The following is a 25613-nucleotide window of genomic DNA, read 5'->3' on the forward strand; positions in this document are numbered from 1 at the left end:
TTCTGGGGTTTGTTGGGTAACGCTTAAGCTCAACCCAACCTACGAATATTCTTAACCAAGCAGTATTGCGTCAGGACAGGGTGAGGTTTTTGTTTTGGGTACATCTACTCAATCTTCAAGTTGAAAGGCAAGTGGGCGTAAACTCCCTGTGGATCGTTCATCTTTTGCACAATCCCTACTTCCTGTTGCAGTTTCTGGAATTCATCGGTGAGGGGATTGGCTGATTTAAGTTGCGCTTTATCAATCCCTAAAGCAGTCCGCGCTTCTTCTGTTGCACGCCCAAAAAACCGTTCTCCGAAGTTGCTAGTGCGAGGATATTCTTGAACTTCCCAGTCTTCTCCTAGTTTCGCCTGGTTAGCAGCATAGGCGATCGCACTATTCAAACCACCAATTTCATCCACCAAACCAATTTCCTTAGCCGCCACACCAGACCAAACCCGTCCTTGGGCAATTTCTGCCACTTTTTGTTCTGGCAGTTTCCGACCTTGAGAAACTTTATTCAGAAACATATTATAAATGCGGTTAACATTGCGCTGATAAATTACCAACTCTTGAGGCGATTTCGGACGCGAAACTGTTTGATTATCAGCATAGCGTGCAGTTTTCACCGAATCCCAAGTAATGCCATTATCATTCGCTAGCTTTTGCCCATTGAATAGCAACCCAAACACCCCAATTGAGCCTGTAATGGTATTTGGTTCGGCAAAAATGCGGTTAGAGTCGCTAGCAATCCAATAACCCCCAGAGGCGGCTACATCACCCATTGACACTACAACTGGTTTGGCTTCACGAGTTAATTTTATTTCTCGCTGCATGACTTCGGCTGCGGTAGCACTACCACCAGGACTATTAATTCTTAATACAACAGCCTTCACATCTTTATCTTGTCGCAGTTTGTTGAAGATTTTCGCAAAGCGATCGCCTCCTACTTGTCCATCTACTCCTTTGCCATCGACAATTTCGCCCTCAGCATAAACAACGGCAATTTGATTTTTGGAGTTACGTTCTACACCCAAAGATTTCCCGGAAACTTGGGCGTAACTATTCAGGCTAATTTGTCGGAATGTTTTGTCTTCTTGATCGCTATGTGTCAACTTTTTCAGGTCAGTTACCACTTGATCGGGGTATGCTATTTGATCAACTAAACCGCTAGTTTTGGCTTGTGTGGCTTCTAGTAGCGCCTGATTATCTGCGATCGCCTGTAACTTTCCAGGTTCAATTTTCCGACTTGCGCCCACAGTAGTCCGCCACTCTCCCCAAACATCATCCAACAATTTCTGAGTTTGTTCGCGGTTTTCTGGACTCAATTTTGTGAGGATAAACGGTTCAACAGCTCCCTTAAATTTCCCCACCCGCACGACTTGCACACCAATGCCATATTTCTGCAATGCACCCGCGTAGAACATCGGTTGTGAACTCAAACCGTTGACTTCCATTATTCCCAAAGGGTTAACTATAATCGAATCTGCCACTGAACAAAGGTAATATTCCTTTTTACTCCAATCACTGCCATAGGCGACAATCTTTTTCCCAGCAGCGCGAAACTCCTCTAGCGCTTTCCGAATTTCTTTCAAGGAGGCATAGCCGACGTTACTAACTTGGCTTGTGCTGGTTGCATCTAGGTAGATCCCGACAATTCGCGGATCGCGCCGCGCTTTTTCTAAAGTTTCCACAACTTTGCGGAGTGCGATTCTGTCGTCATCCACACCTGATATTGTGTTTTGAAACAGTTCACTTGAACTAGGTTCGCTATCAGTGATTTTCATCGACAAGTCAAAAACCAGCACTGACTTATCTTTCACCTTTGGCCCAATATCTTTAGAGGAAGTAGCAGCCAATATCAGCAAGAAGAGTCCAGTGGTTCCCAGACCACCGAAAATAATTAGTCCTAGTAAGGTGCCAATTAAACTAGCAAAAGTTTGTTTGATAAAGTTAGTCATTGGTCATTAGTCATTGGTCATTGGGTACTTGTACTGACTTGTACTGAGCGGCGTCGTTGGCGCAGCCTCTCGTAGAGAAGTAGAGTTGTCGTTGGCGTTCGCGTTAGCGTCTCTGAAAGAGAAGCCTCTCGTAGAGAAGTATGGGGCATTGGGCATTGGGCATTGGTCATTCACAAATGACAAAGGACAAATGACAAATGACCTACTTAATTTATTCTATGCGTTGTAAACTGCCAGAGTGCTTTAACTGATACAAAGTGGCGTTGCCAGTGCAAAATAAGACTGTGGTGATTTCCGCAATTAATACTTCAGCCAGTTCGGTAACTGCTGTCTCTGATGTTGCTGCTGCTTGCAAGAAAGGCATTGCTAAACCTGCTATATCTGCTCCCAAGGCGATCGCAGCTGCAACATCCAATCCATGACGCAAACCTCCCGAAGCAATTAAGGGTACATCTTTGGCGATCGCTCTAATTGTTGTAATACACTCTGCTGTCGGTAAACCCCAATCAGCAAAAGTCCTCCCTAAGCGACGTTGCAAAGGATTTTCTGCCCGTTCGCTTTCTACTTTTGCCCAAGAAGTACCCCCAGCACCAGCCACATCAATTGCTGCTACCCCAGCAGCGATCAGTTTCTCGGCGATCGCTGCTGAAATGCCATTACCAACTTCCTTGGCAATCACTGGCACTGGTAGCTGAGAGCATAATTTAGATATCTTGTCAAGTAAACCCCGAAAATTAGTATCACCTTTGGATTGAATGCACTCTTGTAGAGGATTAATGTGTAAAATCAGGGCATCAGCCTCTAAGATATCAACTACCCGCAAACATTCATCTAAGCCGTACTTATAGTTAAGTTGCACAGCGCCCAAGTTTGCAAATAGCAGAACATCGGGGGCATACTTGCGGACAGCAAAAGTATCAGCCACCTGTGGTTTTTCTACCGCTACCCGTTGGGAACCGACACCCATTGCAATTTTGTAGTGTTGCGCGACTTGGGCTAAACGTTGGTTAATGATTCCGGCTTGTTCTGTTCCGCCAGTCATGGAAGAAATTAACAAGGGTGCGCCCAGGTGTTTTCCGAGGAAAGTTGTACTGAGATCAATATCGTTGTGGTTTAGTTCGGGTAAACAAGAATGGGTGAAGCGATAACGTTCCAGTCCATTGGTGATTTGATCACACTGAACATCTTCCTCCAAGCAGATCCGAATGTGATCGGCTTTGCGATTCTGAGTTTGTGCAGAGATATTGGTAGGGGCGTTCACTAGTGGGTATGGTTAAAAGTATTTGCTTGCGATCGCTATTGTTACATTGTCTGCAACCGTCTTTTGACAACAAAAGTATTTATTTTCGCTATCTTCAGGGTACGTTACGCTATTGATAACAGAAGCATTTCCCCATTTTGTGAGTTAATTAATATGGTTTTACAAACAGAAAAACGCTACTACAGCCCAGAAGAATATTTGGAATTAGAAGAGAAAGCTGAATATAAAAATGAATACAGAGACAGAGAAATTATACCTATGACAGGGGGAACAACTAACCACAATAAAATTGCACTTGATTTCTGTAAAAAATTTCCCCTGGCAGTGCAAGGTCAAGCTTATGACATATATATGGCTGATGTTAAAGTATCAATACCCCGTTATCGCCTTTATACTTATCCTGATATTATAGTCATCAAAGGCAAGCCTATTTACGAGGGAACAGGTCCAACAACTATTACTAATCCCTTGTTAATTGTTGAAGTGTTATCAAATTCAACTAAAAATTATGACAAAACAGATAAGTTTAAATATTATCGTTCAATTCCTGGTTTTCAGGAATATATTATGATTGACCAATATAGTTTTGCTGTGGAACAATTTGCCAAGCAAGCAGAAGGACAATGGATTTTTAAGGAATATGAAGGTGAAGATGCAGTTTTAGTCTTAGATTCTATCGATTTTCAAATTGCCTTGCGTGATATTTACGAACGGGTTAATTTTGAGTTGATTGAAGAATAAAACCCCTTCTCGCATCGGAAAGGGAGAAAATTCAAACTCTCTTTTTCTGGTTACGCCGTCTGTGTAGAAGCCGCTTTTAAGTCTGGGGTGGATTTTAACCGCGTAATGGTGGCTTTACGAATGCCTTTACTTTGGCCTACGAAGTTATCTGGAAGTGCGCCCAAAGTATGCACTACCCAGCTTTTGATCAAGCTTGGCATCAACAAGAGAAAGTGAAAGATGGGTGCAACCCTAGTAGAGACGCGATTCATCGCGTCTACATAGCGGGAATAATTCCGAGTTTTTTGGGTTGGCAATTACATAAATGCAAGCCAATACTTGCATAAGTTCTTGTATCAATCAAAGTAATTATGAATAATTACGATCCTCAACCAGAAAACAACAAACCTAAATACAAAGGTAAATATCGAATTGATTCAACACGTTTGCCAGCATGGAATTATGCTAGTGATGGTGGATATTTCGTTACTCTTTGCACCGACGGTAAAAAATACTTTTTTGGTGAGGTTGTGCAGGGTGAAATGCAGCGATCGCCAATTGGAGAAATTGCTCAGAAATTGTGGTACGAGATTCCTAATCATTTTTCTAATTGCCAGATAGATTCGTTTTGTGTCATGCCTAATCATATTCATGGGATTTTGGTTATTAATCAAATACGAGAAGAAGACGTGATGAATTCACGAACACAGGAAAAAGACGCGATGAATCGCGTCTCTACAAGGGGGGATGGTCAACGGGGTGGGGTTACTGGGTTATTTAATCCAATGTTGTCTAAAAATTCCCTTTCTAAAATTATTAGATGGTACAAAGGAAGATGTACATTTGAAATTAATCAAACATATCAAGGTTTTGGATGGCAAGAAAGGTTTCATGACAACATAATTCGTGATGAATTTGCCCTCGATAAAATTAGACAATATATTATCAATAACCCCATCAATTGGGAACGCGATCGCGAAAAACCACCCCATTCCCCCTTGTAGAGACGCGATTCATCGCGTCTTCTTATATTTGATTCATCTTGTATTTGATTCATCGCCTCTTGTACTATTGACGCGTATAACGATGTTTCACCCCAATGGGGAAATATTCAAAATCACCCATTGGCGCTAATGTAACTTGTGGTGTTTGATATTCTGCGGGAACATAATTTGCAAACTCGCTATTTAGGCGTAGTAGTTGTGAAAGAATAGAAGATGCGATCGCTTCTCTTCGATCTTCACTACCCTCTACCCCTGCTCCTAACTCCACAACCACAGATAAAAATCGATTCTTATCTGCATCTTCCTTCACCTGCAACACAAATTTACCCGTCACCCATTCTTGAATTCCTGCTTGTTCTAATCCTACTGTCACATTTTCTGGATAGATATTTGCGCCAAAGTAAGAAACTGTAAAGTTAGAACGCTCGAAGACATAAACGAAAGGTAGCTGATGAATACCTCTAGGTAATTGTTGAGTATTAGAATGGAGATTTTCAAGCGGGTTAAACCCCCATTCAGCTAAAAATTGCAGCATGGCATCATAACTAATTATCCCGCCAGTATCCAAGATGTCATAACGCACTAAGGGAATACCGTTATCTCCCGAAAACAGCAATCCGCCATCTTGAACTTCAAAAAAGCGACTGCAAGGATCATATTGTACTAGCGTGGGTAAACGCGATTCCCCAAATAAAGCTCTAGCTACATCGGGATTTTCTGCCAAAAAACGGCGAATGCAAATACTTAACGGTGTTTCATTACCTAAAACTCCTGCATCCGCAGTGCCGTAAAGTGATGCAAAATCATAACAGGGATTTTGTGAAGCAACTCTTTCGCCAACTAAACTCCGCCATTCTTCACTAAATACTTCCCCCGCCATAACTAATTTAATCTGATATTGCTGCCACTCCACTCCACGGACGATACCAGTATCAATCACATCTTTTAAGAATGGCGGGTATCCCAATAACACCACTTGCTCAAATGCTGAACCTAATTCCTGAATAACTCGTAAGATTTCTTCTTTGTTGTTACCAGGAGTAATTACAGTGATGGGATAACCTTTGCTAGCAAGATAACGACAGCAGTTAGTAGTAAACATTCCACCTACCCAAGTGCCTAAAGTGAAACAAATCACTGCTAGGGTACGTCTGGTATCTGCATAGAAACTATCGTGAAAAATCTGTTCAAAGCGTGTGGCGATTTGGAGTTCATCTGTGAAAAAACGAGGCCAAAATGTCGGTTTCCCACTGGAACCTGAAGAAACAGCTATCATATCACACCCTTGGAGTTGTCCGTTGCGACACAAGTCAGCTAAGGGATAACGCAGGATATAATTTTGTTTAGCGATCGCTGGTAGTTTTTGAAACTCCTCCAAAGTTTGAATAGTCGCGGGATTAATTTCCCTTTCTGCTAAAAACGCCTTGTAAGCTGGTACATTAGCCGCCACATCGTGAAATAAACTCAAAGCTGCCGAAGTTTGAGTGTTGAGATGCCGTTGCAGTAGCGTTTCTAGGGGGGTAGACAAAAAATCTTCAAATGCTTTAATTACTTGCTGCTGTCGTAGTTTGCAGTTCATGACGCTTGTTGTTTATCCTGAAGTAGAACCAACACCGTTAAAATAATTCGTAATTCGTAATTTGTAATTCGTAGGATATCCGAAAATGAGGGTATGCGCGTTGTAGTTATTCAATAAAACCTTAATTTATCCTTGGGCACCATGCAGCTCTATTGCAGTAAACAACATACAAATAATGGTAGTAGCCGCTTTTGTACCCATTGTGGTGAGCCATTACCTCTTGCTGTGGGGGAAATTGTGGATAATCGCTATCAAATTATCCGTCAACTAGGGCAGGGCGGCTTTGGTCGTACATATTTGGCGGAAGATAGAAATAAATCCGATCAAACCTGTGTGCTGAAGGAATTTGCACCCCAAGTACAAGAACAGCAAGATTTACAAAAAGCTAAAGAGTTATTTGAACGAGAAGCAAATGTTCTGAAAAAACTCCAACATCCGCAAATTCCGCGTTTTCATGCATCGCTACAAGTGAAGATAGGCACTAAAGATTTTTTCTTTCTAGTGCAAGATTATGTGGATGGTGACAATTATTACCAATTATTAGAACAGAGGGAAAGTCAAGGAAAAACTTTTAGTGAAGAGGAAGTAATCATACTACTGCAACAAATTTTACCCGTGTTATCCTACATCCACTCACTAGATGTAGTTCACCGTGATATCACTCCTGATAATTTGATTTGGCGGCGTTCTGATCATCTGCCAGTGCTGATTGATTTTGGTGGTGTCAAGCAATTGCCAGCTTCTCAAGGTTTTTGGCGCACAAAGTTGGTTGGAAATAACACTTTGCTGGGTAAAAAAGGCTACGCTCCAGAGGAACAGCTACGGCAGGGTAAAGTATTTTTAAATAGTGATTTTTATTCTTTGGCGGTGACATCCCTGGTGTTGCTCACGGATAAAGAACCGCAAAAATTATACGACAGCTATCAGGGAATTTGGGGATGGGGAAAGGAAATTCAAGTTAGTCCCCAACTGGAAGCGGTGTTAAAAAAGATGCTGGCTTATAAACCGAGCGATCGCTACCAACGATCCGAGCAAATCCTCAAAGATTTACCATCGCCAATTGCTACTAAATCCCCAGCTAATTATATTACCACCAAGATCAAGACGATGGTAGTTGCTCCGGGAAGACAAGGTGCTAGTGCTGTTATCAGTAGATTTCAAAACCAAACGCAAGCGATTGCCAAGCCGATATCTTGGCCTGTTTGGATTCGCCCTTTCGTGATCAGTCTAGGAGGAACAGCTTTAGTTGGATTAACTTTGGCGGTGGGAAATGCAGTCATTCGGACTGTAACTTCAATCACCATACCATCAATTTCATTACCGCAAATTCCCCAGTTCCCAAATCCGAGCGGTAAACCAGTCAGCGACAAAGGAAAAAATCAGCATCTCCAGGAAATTATCAATCGTCGTCAACAGCTAGAAATTACTGAAGGATTTTTTATTCCCTTTGTAGATAATTTATTTTATACAAAAAAACCAGAATTAAAGGGACGTAGCCTGACATCTAAACCTGAAGACGTTGGTTTACGAGATGAATGGTCTGGTATCGCTGACGATTTGTTGAATAAACTAGAACAGGCTAACCTCAGTCCAGCAGCTCGTCGGAAATTGGGGAACTATACTGCACAAAATTACGAAACATGGAGACGACAAGCGCGATCGGGGCAGTTTGGGAACTATACAATTGATCAACTGAACAAAGATACAAATGAAAAATTTGATCGGTTGTTTCCTGATCAGCAGCGTGGGAAACTTAATCAACAGACTTTTGGTCAAATTTGGTATGCGATCGCAGCTGATCAAGTCAGTAAACTAGAATCTGGCAAGTAAGGAAACTGGGGAAGAGTCACTAATAACTAATGACTAATGACTAATGACTAAAATATATTGTTCTCAAGGACATGAAAATTCCCCAGGTAGCCGCTTTTGTCTCCAGTGTGGTGAAAAGTTGTTGGATACGCCTATGAGTTATATTATCCAACCGGGACTAACTTTAGGCGATCGCTATCTAATTGTGCGTCAAATTGGCCAAGGTGGCTTTGGACGCACTTATTTAGCTGAAGATATCAACCGTTTCCGCGAACTTTGTGTTTTAAAGGAATTTTCCCCCCAAGTTCAAACTGCTTACGTGATCCAAAAAGCTGGAGAACTGTTTGAGAGAGAAGCGAGTGTTCTTTATAAACTGCAACATCCCCAAATTCCTCGCTTTCGGGAACTGCTTCGGCTGAACTTAGGGGGCAAAGAATATCTGTTTTTGGTGCAAGATTATGTCGAAGGGGAAACTTACAATTCTTTGTTAGATGCCCGGATACAACAGGGTTTGCGCTTTACAGAAGTAGAAATACGCCAATTGTTGCAACAAATTTTGCCAGTATTGGAATACATCCACTCACTAGGCGTAATTCATCGAGATATTTCTCCAGATAACTTAATGCTTCGCACTGTTGACCAACTGCCGATGTTAATTGATTTTGGCGGTGTCAAACAAGTAGTAGCAACCGTAGCTTCCCAATATTATCAACCCGGCATAGTTGCATCTTCTCCATCACCAACCCTATTGGGTAAAGTCGGATTTGCTCCCCCAGAACAGATGCAAACTGGGTTAGTATCTCCCCATAGCGACTTGTATGCAATGGCCGCAACAATGCTGGTTTTACTGACAGGAAAACAACCCCAAGAATTAATTGATACCTACACTCTCAGCTGGCAGTGGCGAAGGGAAGTTAGCCTGAGTCAAACTTTGGCACAGGTATTAGATAAAATGTTATCTGCTAGACCAAGCGATCGCTATCAATCAGCCCGTCAAGTACTCCAAGCCATCAACCCGCCCCCAGTTAACTATTCCCCAACTCAATACCCCACATCCGCCACCGTTGCCATCTCTCCCTCATCCCCCACCCTGCGGGAAGCTAAAGCTACATCCCCCCCTCCCTCCTGGTGGACACCAACAAAAACCTTCCTAGTGGCACTGGCTGTATTTGGGACTGTTGGATTAATTTGGTGGGGAGTGAATAGCCGCCGTGATGTCGCCCAAATCAAACCTACTCCTACAGCCAACCCAATTCCAACCAGTGAACAAGCAACCGATCCCTTAGCGCAATATTCACCAGCAGAACGGGAACGTAAAGAAAGATTAAGCGATCGCCGTCAACAATTAGGTATTGATGAGAAGTTCTATATCAACTTGGTGAATCAGGTTTTTTGGGACAGAAATCCCAGTTTACGGGGACGCACTCTCAACAACGGTACCGAAGATGAGAGTTTGCGAGCAGAATGGGATAAAACAGCAAGAGAATTACTCGAAAAGCTAGCGCCACTGAGTGCAAATACACGTCAAAGATTGGGAACTTACACAACTGCTGAACGCGATCGCTGGAAACTACAAGTCAACAAAATCAACGTCGGTAGTCGTTCTTTATCTGATTTGGGAGAGGCTGCTTTCTTAAGTGTATTTCCTGAGCAGCGTGGTAAAGATTTTAAGTCTCAGCCCATCGGACAAGTTTGGTATGGTTTTGTTAGCGATCGACTCAGTGCTATCCTTGAGGGTAGCGCTTTCAAGAAACTTGCTTTTGATCGAGGTGCTACCAGCAAAATAGTCAGTGGTACTCTCCAATCAGGTGGTGGCAAAGTGTTCATTGCTGAACTTGCCAAAGAGCAATCTTTGGAATTGAAGCTAGAAGCAAATTCCCAAGTTTTGTTATCAGTCTATTCACCCTCTGGCAAAATCAAACTTTTGCAAGATTCTACCCAGCGTACTTTGTCAACTAAATTACCAGAAAAGGGATTTTACGAGTTTGTCGTGGTTTCCACAGCATCGAAACCACTAGATTATCAACTCAGCATGAGAGTGGAAAATCCCACCCCTTCCCCATTGCCTACACCAACGCCCACTCCTACGCCAACTCGCACACCAACACCCAGGCCAACTCCGATACCAACTCCCACAGAAACCGCCACTCCGACACCCACACCGACGCAGGAGACAACGCCCCAATAGAGTAATTATCCTCTGCGTTTGGAGTGTCTTTACGTGGATCTAATCTCAATAAAATTTATCTAAAGCTTAAGAGGTTGTTTTAAAAGTGGTTGGCTGTGATTTTAGGCACTTATTCATCCCCCCTAATACTGTTTGACTTTAATTATGATACAAGCGAATTAGAGGAAGACGAAGTAAACGCGATTGCACCTCTAGAAGTGAACGAAATTACTCATTCCCTAGCTGTGACCAACGCGGATAAACAAGCATTAGTATCTACTCAATCAATGGCACTGGGTTTTGAACTGAGCGAACAAGAGTGCTTAGTAGTTGCGGATAATATCGATGATGTTTTCAGCGATTATTCCAGTTTTTTAACCAGTGTAACCAGTGCAATTAGAGGTTATGTAGACCATCGTTTTGATGAGGTGGAGAGCGCCTTAGACACTAATGCTCATGTAGTGCGATCGCACATAGCGGATAGGGCGACTAAGTTAAATCAGAAAGTAGAAAACTTCTCAAGTAATGTCAGGGCAGATATAGGAGGCATCCGCCAACATATCAAAAGTTCCCAAGCCAATATCTTATCAAGATTCACATTACCCAGTAAGGCAGGGTAATGGTTACACAATCTCGTTTAACCCGAAGAGAGTAGGATTCATCATCTTGTCCATTGCCCTACTTCTATTTGCCCTACAAGCCTATGACGACTGGAGATTATCACAATTCCGAGTTAAGCGGATAGAGTACAGGGATTTTGTAGACCCAAATAAATATTTAGAAATACCTAGGAAGTTACCAAAATGGTGAAAGACAATTCTCAATTAAAACTCAAGAATCACGTTTCACCCAAAGCACGAAGGATAAACCAAGTTCTCAAGACTAAATTTGGTGTAAGTCTGGATGACTTTACAAATGCAATGATGGGCGATGTCACCAGCGCTCAGAAGATTGGGGAGCTAGCGAGGCAGGGTAGATTAAGTGCAGAATTTGCACCAAAGTTAGCCGCAGCATACCATGAAATAATTAATGGTACGACTGCTCAGAATAAAGCTATCTCCGAAGTACTGGTAAATGCTGGGAAGAGCGCGATTGAGATTGACAAAGCAACGATGAACGCCACTCTTGCAAATGCTCAGTATGGGCATAAAAGAAGTGAGACGGCTGCTGAATTTGCAAATGCTCGAAACATCGAGAATCAGCGTCATAATTACCAGATGAATTACACCCAAATTAAGGGTTACATTGATGCTTACCTCGTTGGCGTTGACAATCAAGCTGCTTTAACTGACCAATCAAATAGACCTGAGATTAAGCAGATAAGTGCTAACGAAGTTTACCAAACCAAGATGATGACTGAAGCTTTAAATCGTGGTGACGATGCGAGATTTGATTTAATCACCCAAAAGAACTATCAAAATAACACAGTGCGCGGTGTGCTAGCCGAGAAGTTCACAGCAATTAAATCAGCATTAGGATTCTAAAAGCAAATACCTGGGTCATTGCTCAGGTATTCTCAATAATTAACTTAGTTTTATTCCCATGCTTCCACCTAACGATGACGAATTAGATAACCTAATAAATGACAATGGCAGCACGGGAGTTAACGAGACTACAGCCAATTATTTGCAGAGAATGGAGGCTAGACTATACGCCGATATTGAAGCCAGGAAGCGTATAGATAGCGGGTTATTATTTCTATCCTGTCAGGTTGGATCAGCATCACTGGCTTGGCTCTTGTTCTCCATGCAAATATCGATCAGTATTATTCTGGCAATGTCCATGATATTAGCATTGCTACCAGGACTGATTGATTGTGGAGAAAGTTTTCACTTTGAACTGAGTAGTGAGCGCTGGTCATTAAGTCATGGCAAGCCATTGGTAGCAGTAGGGAAACTAGCCATTGGTGGAGTCGTTGGGTGGAACTCGACACAGAAAATAGTCGCAGAAGTTAGGGCAACTGAAAGCCAAATCCAAGATACATACGCACAAATAAAGGCAGCACAAAATACTAATGCCTTCGCTATTCCACAAGGGCTACTAATAGCGGCTGCTGGGGTAATTTTTATTGGGATGGCAATAATGTCTTTGAGGAAAAAAGTAAATGTATAGGCAGAGAGGTTGTCTGACAATTATAGGTGGGATTATCCTTGGGATATTTGCTGTAAACAACCTGTTTACTGATGCTGTAAACACTGCTGAAAACCTTAAGCACCTTAGCTCTTGGGGTAAACAAGCTGGGTTGGATATTCAGCTACTTTCACTCATCAAATCCTTGCTACTTTTAGTTAGTGCTTACTTGCCAGCCATTATCTTTTTGGGATTTATAGTTTTGATTTTATGGAAGAGATAAAAGCATTTAACCAACGGTTTAAGGCAGAGCGCAAGATTGCTACATTTGGCATTGGTATTTTGCTGGTTGGGGGACTGAGTTTAACCCTGCCACTCTGGAGTGATACCACCAAGTACAGCGAAACATTATTCTGCTTTACGCCAAATAATCAGCCTTGTAAAAGTGACCAAATTAAGCGCGGTATTAGTTGGATAGTAGAGCATGAGCGCCGGAACTCAACCTTTGATAGCAATATTAAAATAGTCGGTAATTTAGCACCAGAATCACCTACCGCACCTCTATTCAGTTTAGCTGGTACAGCCGCGCTATTAACTGCTTACCTTGGCTCTAAACTGCTTACAGATAGCCAAGAAGAAGCTATTCATAGTCAGTTTTCTCTGCTAAAAATTAAAGCGCTTGAGAATGATTTGATAGTCCATAACCACCTGGATTTAACTAAATTCTCAAAAGAGCAGCAAAACTCAATCACCAAAAACGCGATCGCACGTAATGCGGCAGAGACGATAGAGGCTATGAAATCACCCAATGAATTAGCACTCGATGAAATTAATGGGCGATTGCAGGGCGAGACTGTACTTAAAAGTCATGAGTTAGATATCTCTAATTTGGATAAACAGATTGTAGATAATCGGCTGGCAGTAGCCAAAGCGACAAAGGAATTAGAAAAGGTTAAAAATAGCAAGCAGGATTCTAACACTTCTGCTCAGGTATCACCAGATGTACAGCTTAAAAATAGTCTTGTCGATGCCCTTAAACATCATGAGGATGGTTACTTGTGGAAAATAATTAACTCACTAAAACCACTATGGCTGATTGGAAACCAGGGAAGCGGTAAAACTTACACCGCAACAGCTATTGCATTAATTAGGAAGTATTGCCTTAATGCACCAATTCACCAACTAATTGATAGACACGCCACTGGGGATAATGCCGATGTGTGGAAGTTGCTAGAAGCTACTAGCTCTTCTGAGTCAGAGGATGAAATTACCCAAGCTTTTCAGGATTGCTGCGAACGCTGGTTGGTACGGATTAAACAAAAACCGACAATCAAACAGCAAGTAATTGTGGATGAGTTCACTAATTTAAAGTCTTTGTGCGGTGAAAGTGCGATCGCATTTTTCAAAATGAGCCTAACCGATACTCGCAAAGCCAAGGAATATTTACTTGGAATTACTCACAATGCCACTAATGAATCATTCCCAGATGGTACAGCAAGCGCTCGGAAGTCGGGGACTGTATTGCTTGAGAAATTCTCAGCCAATGGCGAAACACCTTTAAAAAGAGTAGTTGTTCGCTACGGTCTGGTCGATGAGCAAGGAAATAATCTTGATGATGTTGAGAAGACGCTGCCCGATTGGTTTCACCCTGAGAAAATTTCCCAGCATTTCAACGGCAAACCACTAAGTTTTGAAGACTAAATAATTCTCAATAGGACGGCGGTTTATTGATAATAAAATCCCCATAACCACAGGATAGTGATTCTGCGGTAAATGAAGCACGGCTCACGCCATTAAAACTAATTCGTTACCAAAACCATGATTCGTATAATCAAAAGAATGTTCAGAACAACAACTGAACCGTTGGGTGAGGCTTCATGAGTAATCCTAAACCTTTAACGCCCCAACAATTAGCAAGACTAAGAGCATTTATTTATGCTGTACCAATTTTAGATCATCAAGAATTTGTCGCCAAGTGGGATGTGAGCCGTGAGTTAATTGCCCAAATCAGCCATGTAGATATTCGCACTGTAAATAGCTGGTTCAGTAAAGGAGGTACTCATCAAGACCCCCAACTCTATCACAAGTGGTATTTAACAATGGCGAATATTATTTTAGACCAGTACGAATATCTCCCAGAATTCTTACAAACTCTCCTCTGTCCTCTTGATGATGATTTTTAAAGGCGAGAAATGTAATTTATTTTGTTGCTCAAGTCAATGATGATTGATCATATCTTTGGACAGCCGATACCCCGGCTATAACTACACTAATAAAAAAGATCGGGAGATTTGCATAAAAATACTTTATTCCGATGAAGGAAGTAAGGAGCTGTTCTAAAGGCGTTATTGCACGAACAGGCAAAAGGTCGTGGTCAGCAGAATAATTGCTTACCCCGAATCTTTGAGGAGATACGAAAACTTTTCCGTCTACTGGAATTCTGAAGAGAGAGAATTCTTCTTCAAAGAGCAAGACTTTCAGGGGTTAAAATTCCATCACACACAATTGCGGAGAATTACATTATGTCCAGACTAATTGTTTCTTTGCCCCCATTCATAGGCACTTCGGGTTCCGATCTAGTGGTAGGCAAAGAGGATAATACAATTCCAACAATTGGAATTGAGGTTCTAAAAAACGGAGTCATTGATACTCAAGCAGGTAACGATACAATCTTAGGCACAGGCACTGGTGGCGGCGACGGCTTTGACAATGCAGGCACAGGCACTGGCATTGCTAACAGTGGCATCATCAATGCAGGGATGGGAGACGATACAATCTTAGGCACAGGCACTGGTGGCTTCGAGTATAGACAACATCTACATGGTACAGGAATCTCTAACACTCAGGGTGGCTACATTAATGGAGGAGACGGAAATGATTTGATCAAGGGAACCGGAACGGGATCTTTCGATGGAATAGCCGATCCTACAGGCATCAATAATACTCAGCATAGCCGCATTGATGGAGGATTTGGGAACGACTCTATCTTTGGAACTGCAATTGGAGAATTGGCTAATCCTCTAGGAATCTTCTCTAACACTCAGACCAGGGCTATAGGAATCTCTAACACTGAGGGCAGCGATATTAATGGAGGAGAAGGGAACAATTCCATCTCTGGAACTGGTAGTGGTAATGCTGGAGTAGATGCTACAGGCATCTTCAACAGTGGTGGCAGCGATATTAATGGAGGAAAAGGAAACAATTCTATTACTGGTATTGGCAAGGGCGGTAATGGGGAAGTAGATACTTATAGTTTTAATTTCCTTGCGGGGAATGGTATAGGCATCTCCAACAGTGGTAGCAGCAACATTAATGGAGGAGAAGGAAACAATTCTATTACTGGTATTGGCAAGGGTGGTAATGGGCAAGTATATGCTATGGGTATTAATAGTCTTAATGTCCTTGCGGGGAATGGTATAGGCATCTCCAACAGCCAAGGTAGCGTAATTAGTGGAGGGCAGGGAAACGACATTCTTTCTGGCACGGGCACAGGCGGTGCGGGGGACTATATCCCTAAAGCTGGGACAGTTGAACCTGGTGTAGGTATAGGCATTGTTAACAGTGGCATGATCAATTTAGGCGATGGCAATGATACCATCATTGGTACTGGCATTAGTCCAAGTACTGGCATTAGTCCAAGTACTGGCATTAGTCCAAGTACTGGCATTGTTAATACTAATGGCATTATTTGTGAAGGGGCAGGATCTGATATCCTGACTGGCTATGGCACCAGCGTTGGCATTCAAGGCGGCACGATTGATGGCGGAAGCGGTAACGATTACTTCAAAGCTCGTCGAATTGATGCTAAGGGTAATCCCGTTTCAGACCAAGGGGGCGCTATTGCCAATGTCTTGATTAAGGGTGGAGGTGGAAACGACACATTTGATGTTGGTTACGGTAATGCCACCATCGATGGTGGTTCGGGATGGGATAAGCTAATTCTGCCTGATTTCAAAAGTGATTACATTATTGCAGGTACCTCCAACAATTACACCGTTAAGCGTGATCAGTTCACCTTGAATGTCTTGAATGTTGAGCAAATTGCCTTTCTTGGCGTTACTCCACAGCAGAATGTGCAAGGGATTCCTCATTAGGAATTTCCAACAAATTTTTTATCCAATCTTCGCAGGCGAGAATAGTCTCAGCTAGCTATGACAAAAATACACACTAATGGAATTACTCTAATATTGCCAATGCTTCCCTGATTTGATCTTTAATAGCTCCCGCCGTGGGACTAGTACTAATACTAGTGTTTAACCAAGAGTCCGATTCCTACTACCGCAAATGCAGTTGCCGCAACTCTCTGTAACAAGTTTTGCTCTATTATATGTTTAGCTTTATATCCGACTATTACCGCAATAGCCGTCACAGCCCAAAGTGCTAAAGTTGCGGAACAGAAGATAGTGATTGGAGAATGATATTTAGCTGCTAAAGTAGCTGTTGCCAACTGTGTTAAGTCTCCCCATTCAGCAATAAAAATAGTCATAAATGTTGATGCAACAGATTTAGAAAAACGAGCTTTGTTTGCTTGCTCATCACATTTAACATCCTCACCACCGGATTCCTTCTTGCGCCACATCATGATTGCAAATACTAAAAACAAAATCCCCGCACCTATATGAATAAGCATCGGTGGTAAAAGGCTAAATAAACTACCGAATGCCACTGCAACAAGACTCTGAATCACAAATGCTGCTGCCGCGCCTGTGAAAACTGCAAGAGGATGATGACAAGTGGCAAGTAATAAAGCTGCAAAAGCAGTTTTATCTGGTAGTTCAGCCACAAATATTAGTGCAAAAGTAGAAACAAAAAGATTTAATTCCATTGGATACAAGCCAAGCAAGCTCCTCAGATTTCTTACAACTTTCCTGAGTGAGCTTGAGCAGCACATCTGTACTCCACCAAGCTCACATCAGATGTGAACTTAGTGAAAGTCTCGCTCCCAAGCTGAAAGATTTGGCTCAGTTAACTACTGAGGCTCAAAAACTTGTCATCTGAACCAGGCGTTCTGCCAGTATGTTGATTCAGATGTACTGACTTTATTAGCCAGCAGCTACTCCCTTTCAATCTTTATTCAGCGTACACTAAAAAAAAGAAATAAATTGGCTTTTTTCTAATTAATTTGAAAAATATACATTTCAATCTTGTAATTTATTCTCATATTTGTTTCATTTTTAAGCAGAATTCATTAAGATTTAAATTGGTTATTTATGTCATCACTGTCGGTTCGCTCATTTTGAGGGATGAAAGGGAATTGGCAGCAGTGCCCCAAAGTTAGGTGCTAAAAATCAGGGCTATAAATCACCGATTTAATAGTGCGCTCGCTGGCATAGGCTTTGATTTCGTCTAACAGTCCGGGGTGTTTGTCTAATCGAATATTCAGTTGTGGGCGAACGTTTTTATCCGTACAAAATCCCATTACCCAATATTTTCCAAATAGTGACTTTCTGCCTAACGCATCCAAAGATTATGCTGCTAGGGAAGCTTTTTGCTTTCTACGCAGCTTCAGCCGTGCCGTAATTAAACCTACACCAAAAACGAAAGTAGCAGGGATGGTTCCGGGTTCAGGTACTTCTTTTACCTCAGCCGTAAAACCACCACCGTCACCATTAGCATCACCATATGATCCTATAATCTCTCCTTTATCGTTGATACCAAACAGTTGTGTCGAAATTGCACCAGGATAGTTGACGGTAGTATAAGTACCATCATGATATATAAAACCATGAGTGTTGCCATTACCATCATAGTAAAATCCTGCAATCTCTCCTTCATCGTTGATGGCATTCGCTTGAGTCGCAAGGAATCCAGTACTCGGATCAGCATTTAAAGCAGTGTAGTTACCATTTTTATATAGAAAACTACCGATGCCTGTTAGACTACCAATGTCGTTGCTACTAAAATTATAGTAATACCCTACAATATCTCTATGATTGTTGATGCCTGTTAGATAATAAAAAACAGGATTAGGATAATTCAAGAAGGAAGCATTAGGATAATTCAAGGTAGTGTAGTTACCATTTTGATATAGAAAACCATCAATATAGTTATAACCATCATCAGTAATTAAGTTGGGATCAGTGTAAGACCCTACAATGTCCCCATGATCGTTGATACCTATTGGATTAGTGCCCCCGGTCATACTACTAGGATCATTTAAGATAGTGTAATTACCTCCTTGATCTAGAAAAGCATAAGTGTTGTAATTAGCATCATTGTAAAACCCTACAATGTCCCCATGATCGTTGATGCCGGATGGATAAGTCTCCCCGATTTCAGCATTAGGAGCATTTAAGGTAGTGTAATAACCTTCTTGATATAGAAATCCCCCGTAAGCTGCATTTCCTATAATCGCTCCATGATTGTTGATGCCGTATGGGGAAGCGATGCCGTCTATACTATCGGGGTCATTTAAAGTAGTGAAATCAGTAATCTCAAGACTAGCTGCCTGAGCAGAAGTATTACCAATTAATGCTAGGGTACTCAGACCCAATACTGTAACTAAATTAGCTCGAACTAAGTCTTTGAGTTTCTTGTTTAACATCAGGTTTACTTCTTCTAATTAAATTTTGTATCTGGCCAATTCACATTACACGTTCATTCAGTCAGCGATACTTACGTGACATCTTTTCATAAAATCACATATAATCTGAGTACTCAAGTTTTCCTAAGTAATCTTCACTACATCTTCAATTACTGAGTCGTCTTCATGAAATTTTAATTTCTTGTATTACTAGTCTTCGTATCTTTGCGTGAATACCCTGAATGAGGACGGCAGGTTAAATTTTCAACTGATGTGTGAGAAAGTTGATGAGATGATAGCGAACGATATCACCAATCCTTTTGATGAACTAGACCGTAACCGTATTAGAAGACGCACTGAGAACCGAGCTAAAAATCCTGTGAAGGGTAAAGAGAAGCCAAGAAACATCTCACTTTCTCACCCATCCCTAGCTACCTACCACAAGCTACAAGAGACGCTAAAAGAGGCAGAATTGCCTGACGACTTCGATTAATGCCCCATTCCCCCGTTATCCCAATTCTCACCCCGTATTACCTTGCGTAGCACGGGTTTTTGTATTTGGAGATTGAGTGCGATCGCTGGAAACTAGAATTAAATGACTCGACACTTAAAAAATCAATAAGCGCGATCGCTTGACGTTTCTGGTCGTCGCTCACTTCTAAATAACGCTCAAGTGCCGATAGGGTCTTATACCCGCTTATTGATTTGATGTGACGCAGTGGTATAGCGGTTATCACTCATAACTGTTAATGCGGACATAAGACGGAAGGAATGGGTGTACTTAAATCTCCCTAGTTTGCTTCTTACCCAATTTTTATTCCCCCGAATTCTTCAACATACCCGTCAACAATTCCGACATTTCCCACAGGTCTTTATTCCGGTTATCATCATAAATCATCAACGTTCGCGGGTCAGCATGACGGCTCAACTTCTGCACCTTTCTAATATTCCCATCCGTCGCATCCAGTGCCGCCGTAATTGCCGAGTGCCTTACCCTGTGCGGTGACATGGTTTTCTTCACCCCCACTGCCTTAAAACTAGCAGATACAATTTTATAGATGGCATCAGTAGTTAAGCGATGTCCTTCATTATGAAAATCCAACGCCGTAAATATTGGTAAATTAGCATTCAAATCCCCTCGTGCAATTAACCAATCAGCAAGAGCAGCCGCCACATCCTTAGACATATCCAAATATTCTTCATTGGTTCCCTTCCCCTTCCCTAAAACTCTCAACTTGCGTCCATAAAAATCAAAGTCCCCTACATCTAACTGACATATCTCTTGGCGACGCAACGCTAAACCCCACAGCACCAGAAAAATTGCATAGTTGCGTTTACCAATCAAAGTCTCCCTATCAAAGGAGTGAATTACTTTTGCTATCGCTTTGCTATCAACCCCCCGCGTGTCACGATACGCCTTGACCTTCTCCCCCGACACATCTTCCAGGGAATAGTTGCACACTCCCAACTTCCGCCCCATTTTCGCCAACGACTTAATCGCCGCCAACCGCCGATTAATTGTGGCCTCCCGCAACCCAGATTTAATCAACATCGCCTTATATTTCAACACCACCATCACCGCTTGCTCTCGCTGCAAGTGCAAAAACTCCAGCACACTATCACCAGTCGGCGGCATCAAAGTCATCTTCAGAAAGAAATCCCTCAAATCCTTTTCATAAGCCCGTCGAGTATTGGGATTGCGCTTATCTGCCAACAACTGCGCCAACACATCTGGGTCGCCCTGAAGTTGCGCGTCAAAATACCGAGCTAAAGGTGCATCTAAACACGCCTCCAACGCAGACTTGACAATTTCTCCAGAATGTGGATTTGACATAAGTGCTGACTCGCGTTCTTAAAGAATAAGCTCTTGGGCAGGGGAGCAGGGGAGCAGAGGAGCAGAGGAGCAGAGGAGCAGAGGAGCAGAGGGGTTGTTTATTCTTTTCTTGCTTTTGGCATTAGCCAAGGTGAAGGATTAGCAATCATCTTCACTAATTTACCTAGAATCAAGTCATAAGTGCGATAAAGCTGTCTTCCTACTTCAACCTCCAAGTATTTACATTTGACAGCAAATTCTATCCATATTTGTGTTTCTGCCGCTTCAGCTTCACAGTCGTTAAGTTTAGCGACAAAAGCAGCTTCATAACGCCGTTTTCTCCAGGCTTCGCCTAAATTAGCACAGACAGAACGTGAACAACGACGAATTTGGTCGGTCAACGAATATCGTTCCTCCATAGGAAACTTTTTGGAGAGTTCAAAAATCTCCATAGCAGCATCAAATGCTGTTTGGTAAACTTCCAAATCTCTATGGCTTTGAATTGGTTTCTTATTTTCCATTTCTCCCCTGCTCCTCTGCCCCTCTGCCCCTCTGCCCCGCCTTGTTAGGCATAAGTGCTTACTGCGTCGTTATCGATAATGTGGCTTTCCAATAACGTCTATCATACGGCACTCGGTGGGAGCATGAATGTTTACATTCGCTTTGGATCAAAATACTCCTTGCGGAAGGAGGTGGGTGTTATTTAGATATGCCGAGTCTGTGAAACTGCTGCTTTGATATCAAAACTGATATCGGCAAACTGATAGCTTAGACCGAGGCTTCTGGTGCAGCAGACCTTAACTTAATACCCCACAATGGGCATTCTATGAAATAGATAAGCATCTAACCCTGTTATCGTGAAGTTATGGAGTGGAAGGATTGGTCAAACGTTCTGTTTAGAGAACGGTATAGTTTGCCGGACTGTTCTGGAGTATATGTGATAGCTGATGCTAACGACTGCGTTTGGTATATAGGTCAGGCTGCAAATCTTAAGAGCAGATGGGCTGGGAAATCGCACCATAGATATCCACAATTGATTAGGTCAAATCGTCAACTCTGCCACAAAATTTATTGGAAAGAATTCCCAATAAATTTTTTAGATGAGCAGGAGCGATATTATATCAACTTGTTTCAACCAGAACTAAACGGTTGTAAAGTTAAAAAATATTTACCGAAGCAACCTCAAATTGAGCGTGAAATCAAACGTTTATTAAAAGTAATAAATAAACTAACATCTCTTTTTAATGTTATTCGTTCAGTAGTTGCTGGGGAATATCTTGGTGATGGTGGAATACGTTGCATAGTAATTTTAATAAATATTAATGATTATGAAATAATCAGTAATTCAATGCGAAAGCGATATAGTCCTGAAGTAAGAAAAGCTTGGACTATTTATAAACCTGACTGCGGCAGAGACAAGGATAATTACACTCCTCCTTGGATACCAACATACAATTTTGATAGTTACAGGCTTGAATTTGTTGTTATAGAGTGGGAGTTGTTTGAATATTTGGCTAATAACTCCAGTGCAAATGAGCTTTATGTAGGTATTGCCGAACTGTTCGGTATACAGGTAAAAGCACTAAAAGACTTAAGAATTTTGGCTGATTTTCTAATGGAAGAGGAATATAGTCACACAAATTTTGACGGTCAGAAAATCCTCAAATCTGCTGCCTACATCAACTATCATAAGCATATATTTACCTGCTTGCAAGTCCCTTAATGAATGAATCAGCGAAAGTTATCTGCAAGATCGTAGTTGTAGAGTTATTGGTTAAGATATCAAAGCTCAGAGCATCTTTAATCAAAAATTTATGAAGGACTTTAGAAAATGGCATTATGACTTGTATTAACAATCAAAATAATGATTCCTCTACGCAAAAATTGGCTGTAAATTTAAAATCAAACCAGGGAGAACATCTTCACCAGATAAACTTGTAGGAGATTGTAAAACTTCTGGTGCAAGATTTGGACGATAGATTATTACTTGTTTATCTTTGGGATTAATTAACCAACCAAGTTGTAAACCAGAAGCTAATTCTTAATTTAGTGAGTCCAATTCTCCAGCACCAAACCGGGAATTTGAGCAAAATCCTTTTGGTTACGAGTAACCATCACCGCATTTGCCCTTAGAGCGATGCCTACGGCGGGCTTTGCCTACGCAGCTATTCGCAAATCTTTCTGTAGCCTTTTTTTATTGAGTTGCTGGTTTTCTCTGAGTAAACCTTGGTGACAAGTGTAGGCAGCAGTATCAAAGTTGAGTATTCTTACTCCTTTGAAATACTCTTGAGTAGTCCACAGTTTAGTGTAAAGGTTTACTAAGTTGGCAGATTCAGTCCGGTCATTAATTTTGACTACCCACCCGTTAAAAATTTCTTGAACTGTGACAATGGTGATAGCCAAATTGGGATAAACTTGAGCAACTTTAGATATAACAGCTTGGTTTCCTTGAAGTAAAAGCGAAACATGGTCTGTGTCGAGTATATAAAAACTCATCCTGCATTTCTCAATCTGAATCTAATCCTCAGTCTTTTAATCTTCATCTACTGCGTTACGTTCTGCTCTGAGATTATTAGCAATTTCAGCAAAATCTGCATCGTCTTTAAACACACCCGCAAATTTTATCCAAGGATTTTCTGCTTCGCTTTGAGACAATTGAATTTCTACACTCATAATTTCTATCTTCTCAAGACGAGTTGACAAAAGTTTTTTCAATTCAAGTAATGCAAGTTCTTGAGTAGGTGCTTCAACCTGAGTGTTGGGAAATTCCAGGACAGAAGCTATTACATTTCCTTCATGATTACGTGACAGTAGGATATGTAACTTCAAGTTTTCAGACTGAGGTAACGTTACGGAGGAGAAATTGATAACCATATATTTAATTATTAACAAGCCTTGAACAATAATGTACTCTTCTACATCTAGCATACAGGGCAGGAGTATAACTTTCTAACTTGCCAACAAGTTAGCTGGTTGACAACCCAACTTTTTAGCTTTTTAGCTGGTTGTAAACCTAACTTGCTATATTAATGACTTGCCAGTAAGCTCATAGGCAAAATGTTTGGCCTAAAATTCAATGATTATTGCACTAGCAAATCAAAAAGGAGGGGTAGCTAAAACTACCTCCACTATATCTTTAGGGGGACTACTGGCTCTTAAGGATACTGTCCTCGCTGTTGACCTTGACCCTCAAGGCAATCTCACTACAGGGCTGGGGGTGGAAGTGGCTGACGACCAGATTAGCTGCTACGACGTAATTACAGAAAAAGCAGAAGTCATCGATGGAGTAGTTTCTACTAAATTTGGACTCAGCTTACTGCCTGCTGACATCAACTTAGCTAAGGGAGAAACGGAGATACTCATGAAAGTAGGTAACTTTTACATCCTTAAAGAGCGACTAGCTCCCGTACTCAAGCAATTCCATCACATCTTAATTGACTGTCCACCTTCTTTGGGACTGTTAACGGTTAATGCCTTGGCAGCTGCGGATGCAGTTCTTATCCCAGTGCAGTGTCAATTTTTCGCTTTAAAAGGGCTGGCTGCACTGTTGGAAACAGTTGCAAGTGTTCAAAAACGTCTTAATCCCCAATTACAAATACTGGGAGTATTGCCAACAATGGCTGAAAACACGGTCATGACTCAAGATGTCTTAGCCTCCTTAAATAAAAGACTACAAAACATTCAGATATTTGAAGCCGTTCCGAAGTCAATCAAGTTCTCTGAGTCAAATCTGGCAGGCGAACCCATTCACATCTATGCTAAAGACCCTAAATTAGTGCAGCCTTACCAGTTAATCGCTAATTTAATTGCTGCAATCTAATTAAGGTGAAAAGACAGATGACAAAACGACGCGCCAGATTAAATGATGATAATGATCCGTTGTCCTCGACCGATAAAGTTTTAGCTGGGTTTGAGCAAATTAGCAAGTCAACAAGTCAGCAAGATGAAGTGTCAACCAGTCAAGAAGCTGACAAGTTAACCAATCAACCAGATAAACTACTAACAAGTCGAAAATCTGACAAGCCAACAAGTCAGCAAGATGAAGTGTCCACTAGTCAAGAAGCTGACAAGTTAACCAGTCAACCAGATAAACTACTAACAAGTCGAAAATCTGACAAGTCAACAAGTCATCAAGATGAAGTGTCAACTAGTCAAGAAGCTGACAAGTCAACAAGGCAGCAATCCAAGAGTGAATATACATTTGACGCTTCAACAAGTCAGCCAGATAGCACACCAATCATTCAACCAAACAGTAATTCAACAAGCGAGAAAGCTAACTTTTTAACAAGTCAACAAGTCAACGTAGAAAAAGTTTCATTGCGTAAATCTACATTTCAAATCAGTGAAGAGGTGCTGCATCAGCTAGACAAACTGCACCTTACACTCCAGTTAGAGCTAGGAAAAGCTCATGCTCCTTATAAAGAAGTGATTGTAGAAGAAGCTTTAGTACAACTTTTAGAGTCGTTTAACTCTGATCGTGCGACTTTGATAGAGATATTGATGTCAAGGCAGAAAAGCAGGGACAAACTTTGAAAGAGGAGTGTGCGATGGCGTAACCGCCCTTTCCGGTGGCGATCGCTTCGATGGTGGTGATCGCATCTCTTGCAGTTCAGAAAGCGTTATCGTGTAGCCGTGACCTGAGAGTGAATAACTGGAGTTTAGACTAGTTCCCGGTGCGAAACTCAGAAAGCTTATTCTATAAAGCCTAAAAACCTTAGCTGAGGTTG

27 protein-coding genes and 1 pseudogene are annotated in these 25613 nt (G+C 41.6%); 16 read left to right on the forward strand and 12 right to left on the reverse strand.

Annotated features, from left to right (window positions below):
• Positions 1-104 precede the first annotated feature (104 nt).
• From sppA to fni, 3 genes are all read right to left on the reverse strand, one after another.
• The gene (gene sppA / locus ACYTXL_RS25775; RefSeq protein WP_461927175.1) at positions 105-1940 is read right to left on the reverse strand and encodes a signal peptide peptidase SppA; all 1836 of its coding nucleotides are present in this window, start codon (positions 1938-1940) and stop codon (positions 105-107) included.
• Between the two features lie 17 nt (positions 1941-1957).
• Positions 1958-2089: a hypothetical protein gene (locus tag ACYTXL_RS25780; protein WP_461927176.1), complete on the reverse strand. Its 132-nt coding sequence runs from the start codon at positions 2087-2089 to the stop codon at positions 1958-1960.
• A gap of 62 nt (positions 2090-2151) precedes the next feature.
• On the reverse strand, positions 2152-3201 hold the full coding sequence (fni, locus tag ACYTXL_RS25785) for a type 2 isopentenyl-diphosphate Delta-isomerase (RefSeq protein WP_461927177.1): 1050 nt from the start codon (positions 3199-3201) through the stop codon (positions 2152-2154).
• 153 nt (positions 3202-3354) lie between these two features.
• Here fni and ACYTXL_RS25790 point away from each other — a divergent pair, with 153 nt between their 5' ends.
• The 3 genes from ACYTXL_RS25790 to ACYTXL_RS25800 all read left to right on the forward strand — a co-directional run bounded on the left by ACYTXL_RS25790 (position 3355) and on the right by ACYTXL_RS25800 (position 4925).
• Positions 3355-3942: a Uma2 family endonuclease gene (locus ACYTXL_RS25790; RefSeq protein ID WP_461927178.1), complete on the forward strand. Its 588-nt coding sequence runs from the start codon at positions 3355-3357 to the stop codon at positions 3940-3942.
• A gap of 131 nt (positions 3943-4073) precedes the next feature.
• Positions 4074-4268, forward strand: a complete 195-nt coding sequence (locus tag ACYTXL_RS25795) for a hypothetical protein (protein WP_461927179.1) — start codon at positions 4074-4076, stop codon at positions 4266-4268.
• A 24-nt stretch (positions 4269-4292) separates the two neighbouring features.
• Positions 4293-4925 carry a transposase gene (locus ACYTXL_RS25800; protein WP_461927180.1) on the forward strand — a complete coding sequence of 211 codons (633 nt, stop codon included), beginning with the start codon at positions 4293-4295 and terminating at the stop codon, positions 4923-4925.
• Between the two features lie 64 nt (positions 4926-4989).
• Here ACYTXL_RS25800 and ACYTXL_RS25805 read toward each other — a convergent pair whose 3' ends face one another.
• Positions 4990-6504: a phenylacetate--CoA ligase family protein gene (locus ACYTXL_RS25805; protein WP_461927181.1), complete on the reverse strand. Its 1515-nt coding sequence runs from the start codon at positions 6502-6504 to the stop codon at positions 4990-4992.
• A 141-nt stretch (positions 6505-6645) separates the two neighbouring features.
• On the opposite strand from ACYTXL_RS25805, the gene ACYTXL_RS25810 reads away from it, so the two are divergent.
• The 9 genes from ACYTXL_RS25810 to ACYTXL_RS25850 all read left to right on the forward strand — a co-directional run bounded on the left by ACYTXL_RS25810 (position 6646) and on the right by ACYTXL_RS25850 (position 16644).
• Positions 6646-8334: a protein kinase domain-containing protein gene (locus ACYTXL_RS25810; RefSeq protein WP_461927182.1), complete on the forward strand. Its 1689-nt coding sequence runs from the start codon at positions 6646-6648 to the stop codon at positions 8332-8334.
• Positions 8335-8377: 43 nt separating this feature from the next.
• On the forward strand, positions 8378-10501 hold the full coding sequence (locus ACYTXL_RS25815; RefSeq protein WP_461927183.1) for a protein kinase domain-containing protein: 2124 nt from the start codon (positions 8378-8380) through the stop codon (positions 10499-10501).
• A gap of 95 nt (positions 10502-10596) precedes the next feature.
• The gene (locus ACYTXL_RS25820) at positions 10597-11100 is read left to right on the forward strand and encodes a hypothetical protein (protein WP_461927184.1); all 504 of its coding nucleotides are present in this window, start codon (positions 10597-10599) and stop codon (positions 11098-11100) included.
• Positions 11101-11283: 183 nt separating this feature from the next.
• Positions 11284-11964, forward strand: coding sequence for a hypothetical protein (locus ACYTXL_RS25825; RefSeq protein WP_461927185.1), 681 nt, complete (start codon positions 11284-11286; stop codon positions 11962-11964).
• A gap of 58 nt (positions 11965-12022) precedes the next feature.
• Positions 12023-12592, forward strand: a complete 570-nt coding sequence (locus ACYTXL_RS25830; RefSeq protein WP_461927186.1) for a hypothetical protein — start codon at positions 12023-12025, stop codon at positions 12590-12592.
• A complete protein-coding gene (locus ACYTXL_RS25835) occupies positions 12585-12833 on the forward strand; it encodes a hypothetical protein (RefSeq protein ID WP_461927187.1) in 249 nt (82 codons plus the stop codon). The genes ACYTXL_RS25830 and ACYTXL_RS25835 overlap by 8 nt, the downstream gene beginning before the upstream one ends.
• On the forward strand, positions 12821-14251 hold the full coding sequence (locus ACYTXL_RS25840; RefSeq protein WP_461927188.1) for a hypothetical protein: 1431 nt from the start codon (positions 12821-12823) through the stop codon (positions 14249-14251). Before ACYTXL_RS25835 ends, ACYTXL_RS25840 begins: the two co-directional genes overlap by 13 nt.
• Before the next feature lie 176 nt (positions 14252-14427).
• The gene (locus ACYTXL_RS25845) at positions 14428-14733 is read left to right on the forward strand and encodes a hypothetical protein (RefSeq protein ID WP_461927189.1); all 306 of its coding nucleotides are present in this window, start codon (positions 14428-14430) and stop codon (positions 14731-14733) included.
• Between the two features lie 339 nt (positions 14734-15072).
• Positions 15073-16644, forward strand: a complete 1572-nt coding sequence (locus ACYTXL_RS25850; protein ID WP_461927190.1) for a beta strand repeat-containing protein — start codon at positions 15073-15075, stop codon at positions 16642-16644.
• Between the two features lie 152 nt (positions 16645-16796).
• On the opposite strand, the gene ACYTXL_RS25855 is transcribed toward ACYTXL_RS25850, so the two are convergent.
• The 3 genes from ACYTXL_RS25855 to ACYTXL_RS25865 form a co-directional block, all read right to left on the reverse strand.
• Positions 16797-17375: a TMEM165/GDT1 family protein gene (locus ACYTXL_RS25855; protein WP_461927191.1), complete on the reverse strand. Its 579-nt coding sequence runs from the start codon at positions 17373-17375 to the stop codon at positions 16797-16799.
• A gap of 456 nt (positions 17376-17831) precedes the next feature.
• Positions 17832-17969, reverse strand: coding sequence for a hypothetical protein (locus tag ACYTXL_RS25860; protein ID WP_461927192.1), 138 nt, complete (start codon positions 17967-17969; stop codon positions 17832-17834).
• 48 nt (positions 17970-18017) lie between these two features.
• Positions 18018-19094 (reverse strand): hypothetical protein, encoded by a 1077-nt coding sequence (locus ACYTXL_RS25865; RefSeq protein WP_461927193.1) that lies wholly within the window; start codon positions 19092-19094, stop codon positions 18018-18020.
• Between the two features lie 271 nt (positions 19095-19365).
• Here ACYTXL_RS25865 and ACYTXL_RS25870 point away from each other — a divergent pair, with 271 nt between their 5' ends.
• Positions 19366-19566, forward strand: coding sequence for a hypothetical protein (locus ACYTXL_RS25870; RefSeq protein ID WP_461927194.1), 201 nt, complete (start codon positions 19366-19368; stop codon positions 19564-19566).
• A 321-nt stretch (positions 19567-19887) separates the two neighbouring features.
• On the opposite strand, the gene ACYTXL_RS25875 is transcribed toward ACYTXL_RS25870, so the two are convergent.
• Complete coding sequence (locus tag ACYTXL_RS25875; RefSeq protein ID WP_461927195.1) at positions 19888-20907, reverse strand: tyrosine-type recombinase/integrase; 1020 nt, start codon at positions 20905-20907, stop codon at positions 19888-19890.
• 98 nt (positions 20908-21005) lie between these two features.
• Positions 21006-21407, reverse strand: a complete 402-nt coding sequence (locus ACYTXL_RS25880; RefSeq protein ID WP_461927196.1) for a four helix bundle protein — start codon at positions 21405-21407, stop codon at positions 21006-21008.
• A 344-nt stretch (positions 21408-21751) separates the two neighbouring features.
• Between ACYTXL_RS25880 and ACYTXL_RS25885 the strand changes: the two genes are divergently transcribed.
• Entirely contained in the window at positions 21752-22609 is an 858-nt protein-coding gene (locus ACYTXL_RS25885) for a GIY-YIG nuclease family protein (protein ID WP_461927197.1), read from the forward strand.
• Positions 22610-22759: 150 nt separating this feature from the next.
• Here the strand turns inward: ACYTXL_RS25885 and ACYTXL_RS25890 are convergent.
• From ACYTXL_RS25890 to ACYTXL_RS25900, 3 genes and pseudogenes are all read right to left on the reverse strand, one after another.
• Positions 22760-22924 (reverse strand): annotated as a pseudogene (locus ACYTXL_RS25890) (Uma2 family endonuclease); the annotation flags it as partial.
• Positions 22925-23043: 119 nt separating this feature from the next.
• The gene (locus ACYTXL_RS25895; protein WP_461927198.1) at positions 23044-23382 is read right to left on the reverse strand and encodes a type II toxin-antitoxin system VapC family toxin; all 339 of its coding nucleotides are present in this window, start codon (positions 23380-23382) and stop codon (positions 23044-23046) included.
• 36 nt (positions 23383-23418) lie between these two features.
• Positions 23419-23760 carry a hypothetical protein gene (locus ACYTXL_RS25900; RefSeq protein ID WP_461927199.1) on the reverse strand — a complete coding sequence of 114 codons (342 nt, stop codon included), beginning with the start codon at positions 23758-23760 and terminating at the stop codon, positions 23419-23421.
• A gap of 202 nt (positions 23761-23962) precedes the next feature.
• Between ACYTXL_RS25900 and ACYTXL_RS25905 the strand changes: the two genes are divergently transcribed.
• Positions 23963-24706, forward strand: a complete 744-nt coding sequence (locus ACYTXL_RS25905) for a ParA family protein (RefSeq protein ID WP_109013426.1) — start codon at positions 23963-23965, stop codon at positions 24704-24706.
• Between the two features lie 17 nt (positions 24707-24723).
• Entirely contained in the window at positions 24724-25419 is a 696-nt protein-coding gene (locus ACYTXL_RS25910) for a hypothetical protein (RefSeq protein ID WP_461927200.1), read from the forward strand.
• Positions 25420-25613: the final 194 nt, after the last annotated feature.

This window comes from Nostoc sp. (assembly GCF_054880495.1).

Coding starts and splice junctions, on each gene's coding strand:
- sppA (WP_461927175.1), bottom strand. CDS start 1,940: ATGACTAACTTTATCAAACAAACTTTTGCTAGTTTAATTGGCACCTTA.
- ACYTXL_RS25780 (WP_461927176.1), bottom strand. CDS start 2,089: ATGCCCCATACTTCTCTACGAGAGGCTTCTCTTTCAGAGACGCTAACG.
- ACYTXL_RS25790 (WP_461927178.1), top strand. CDS start 3,355: ATGGTTTTACAAACAGAAAAACGCTACTACAGCCCAGAAGAATATTTG.
- ACYTXL_RS25800 (WP_461927180.1), top strand. CDS start 4,293: ATGAATAATTACGATCCTCAACCAGAAAACAACAAACCTAAATACAAA.
- ACYTXL_RS25805 (WP_461927181.1), bottom strand. CDS start 6,504: ATGAACTGCAAACTACGACAGCAGCAAGTAATTAAAGCATTTGAAGAT.
- ACYTXL_RS25810 (WP_461927182.1), top strand. CDS start 6,646: ATGCAGCTCTATTGCAGTAAACAACATACAAATAATGGTAGTAGCCGC.
- ACYTXL_RS25815 (WP_461927183.1), top strand. CDS start 8,378: ATGACTAAAATATATTGTTCTCAAGGACATGAAAATTCCCCAGGTAGC.
- ACYTXL_RS25825 (WP_461927185.1), top strand. CDS start 11,284: ATGGTGAAAGACAATTCTCAATTAAAACTCAAGAATCACGTTTCACCC.
- ACYTXL_RS25830 (WP_461927186.1), top strand. CDS start 12,023: ATGCTTCCACCTAACGATGACGAATTAGATAACCTAATAAATGACAAT.
- ACYTXL_RS25835 (WP_461927187.1), top strand. CDS start 12,585: ATGTATAGGCAGAGAGGTTGTCTGACAATTATAGGTGGGATTATCCTT.
- ACYTXL_RS25840 (WP_461927188.1), top strand. CDS start 12,821: ATGGAAGAGATAAAAGCATTTAACCAACGGTTTAAGGCAGAGCGCAAG.
- ACYTXL_RS25845 (WP_461927189.1), top strand. CDS start 14,428: ATGAGTAATCCTAAACCTTTAACGCCCCAACAATTAGCAAGACTAAGA.
- ACYTXL_RS25850 (WP_461927190.1), top strand. CDS start 15,073: ATGTCCAGACTAATTGTTTCTTTGCCCCCATTCATAGGCACTTCGGGT.
- ACYTXL_RS25855 (WP_461927191.1), bottom strand. CDS start 17,375: ATGGAATTAAATCTTTTTGTTTCTACTTTTGCACTAATATTTGTGGCT.
- ACYTXL_RS25860 (WP_461927192.1), bottom strand. CDS start 17,969: ATGGGATTTTGTACGGATAAAAACGTTCGCCCACAACTGAATATTCGA.
- ACYTXL_RS25865 (WP_461927193.1), bottom strand. CDS start 19,094: ATGTTAAACAAGAAACTCAAAGACTTAGTTCGAGCTAATTTAGTTACA.
- ACYTXL_RS25870 (WP_461927194.1), top strand. CDS start 19,366: ATGATAGCGAACGATATCACCAATCCTTTTGATGAACTAGACCGTAAC.
- ACYTXL_RS25875 (WP_461927195.1), bottom strand. CDS start 20,907: ATGTCAAATCCACATTCTGGAGAAATTGTCAAGTCTGCGTTGGAGGCG.
- ACYTXL_RS25880 (WP_461927196.1), bottom strand. CDS start 21,407: ATGGAAAATAAGAAACCAATTCAAAGCCATAGAGATTTGGAAGTTTAC.
- ACYTXL_RS25885 (WP_461927197.1), top strand. CDS start 21,752: ATGGAGTGGAAGGATTGGTCAAACGTTCTGTTTAGAGAACGGTATAGT.
- ACYTXL_RS25895 (WP_461927198.1), bottom strand. CDS start 23,382: ATGAGTTTTTATATACTCGACACAGACCATGTTTCGCTTTTACTTCAA.
- ACYTXL_RS25900 (WP_461927199.1), bottom strand. CDS start 23,760: ATGGTTATCAATTTCTCCTCCGTAACGTTACCTCAGTCTGAAAACTTG.
- ACYTXL_RS25905 (WP_109013426.1), top strand. CDS start 23,963: ATGATTATTGCACTAGCAAATCAAAAAGGAGGGGTAGCTAAAACTACC.
- ACYTXL_RS25910 (WP_461927200.1), top strand. CDS start 24,724: ATGACAAAACGACGCGCCAGATTAAATGATGATAATGATCCGTTGTCC.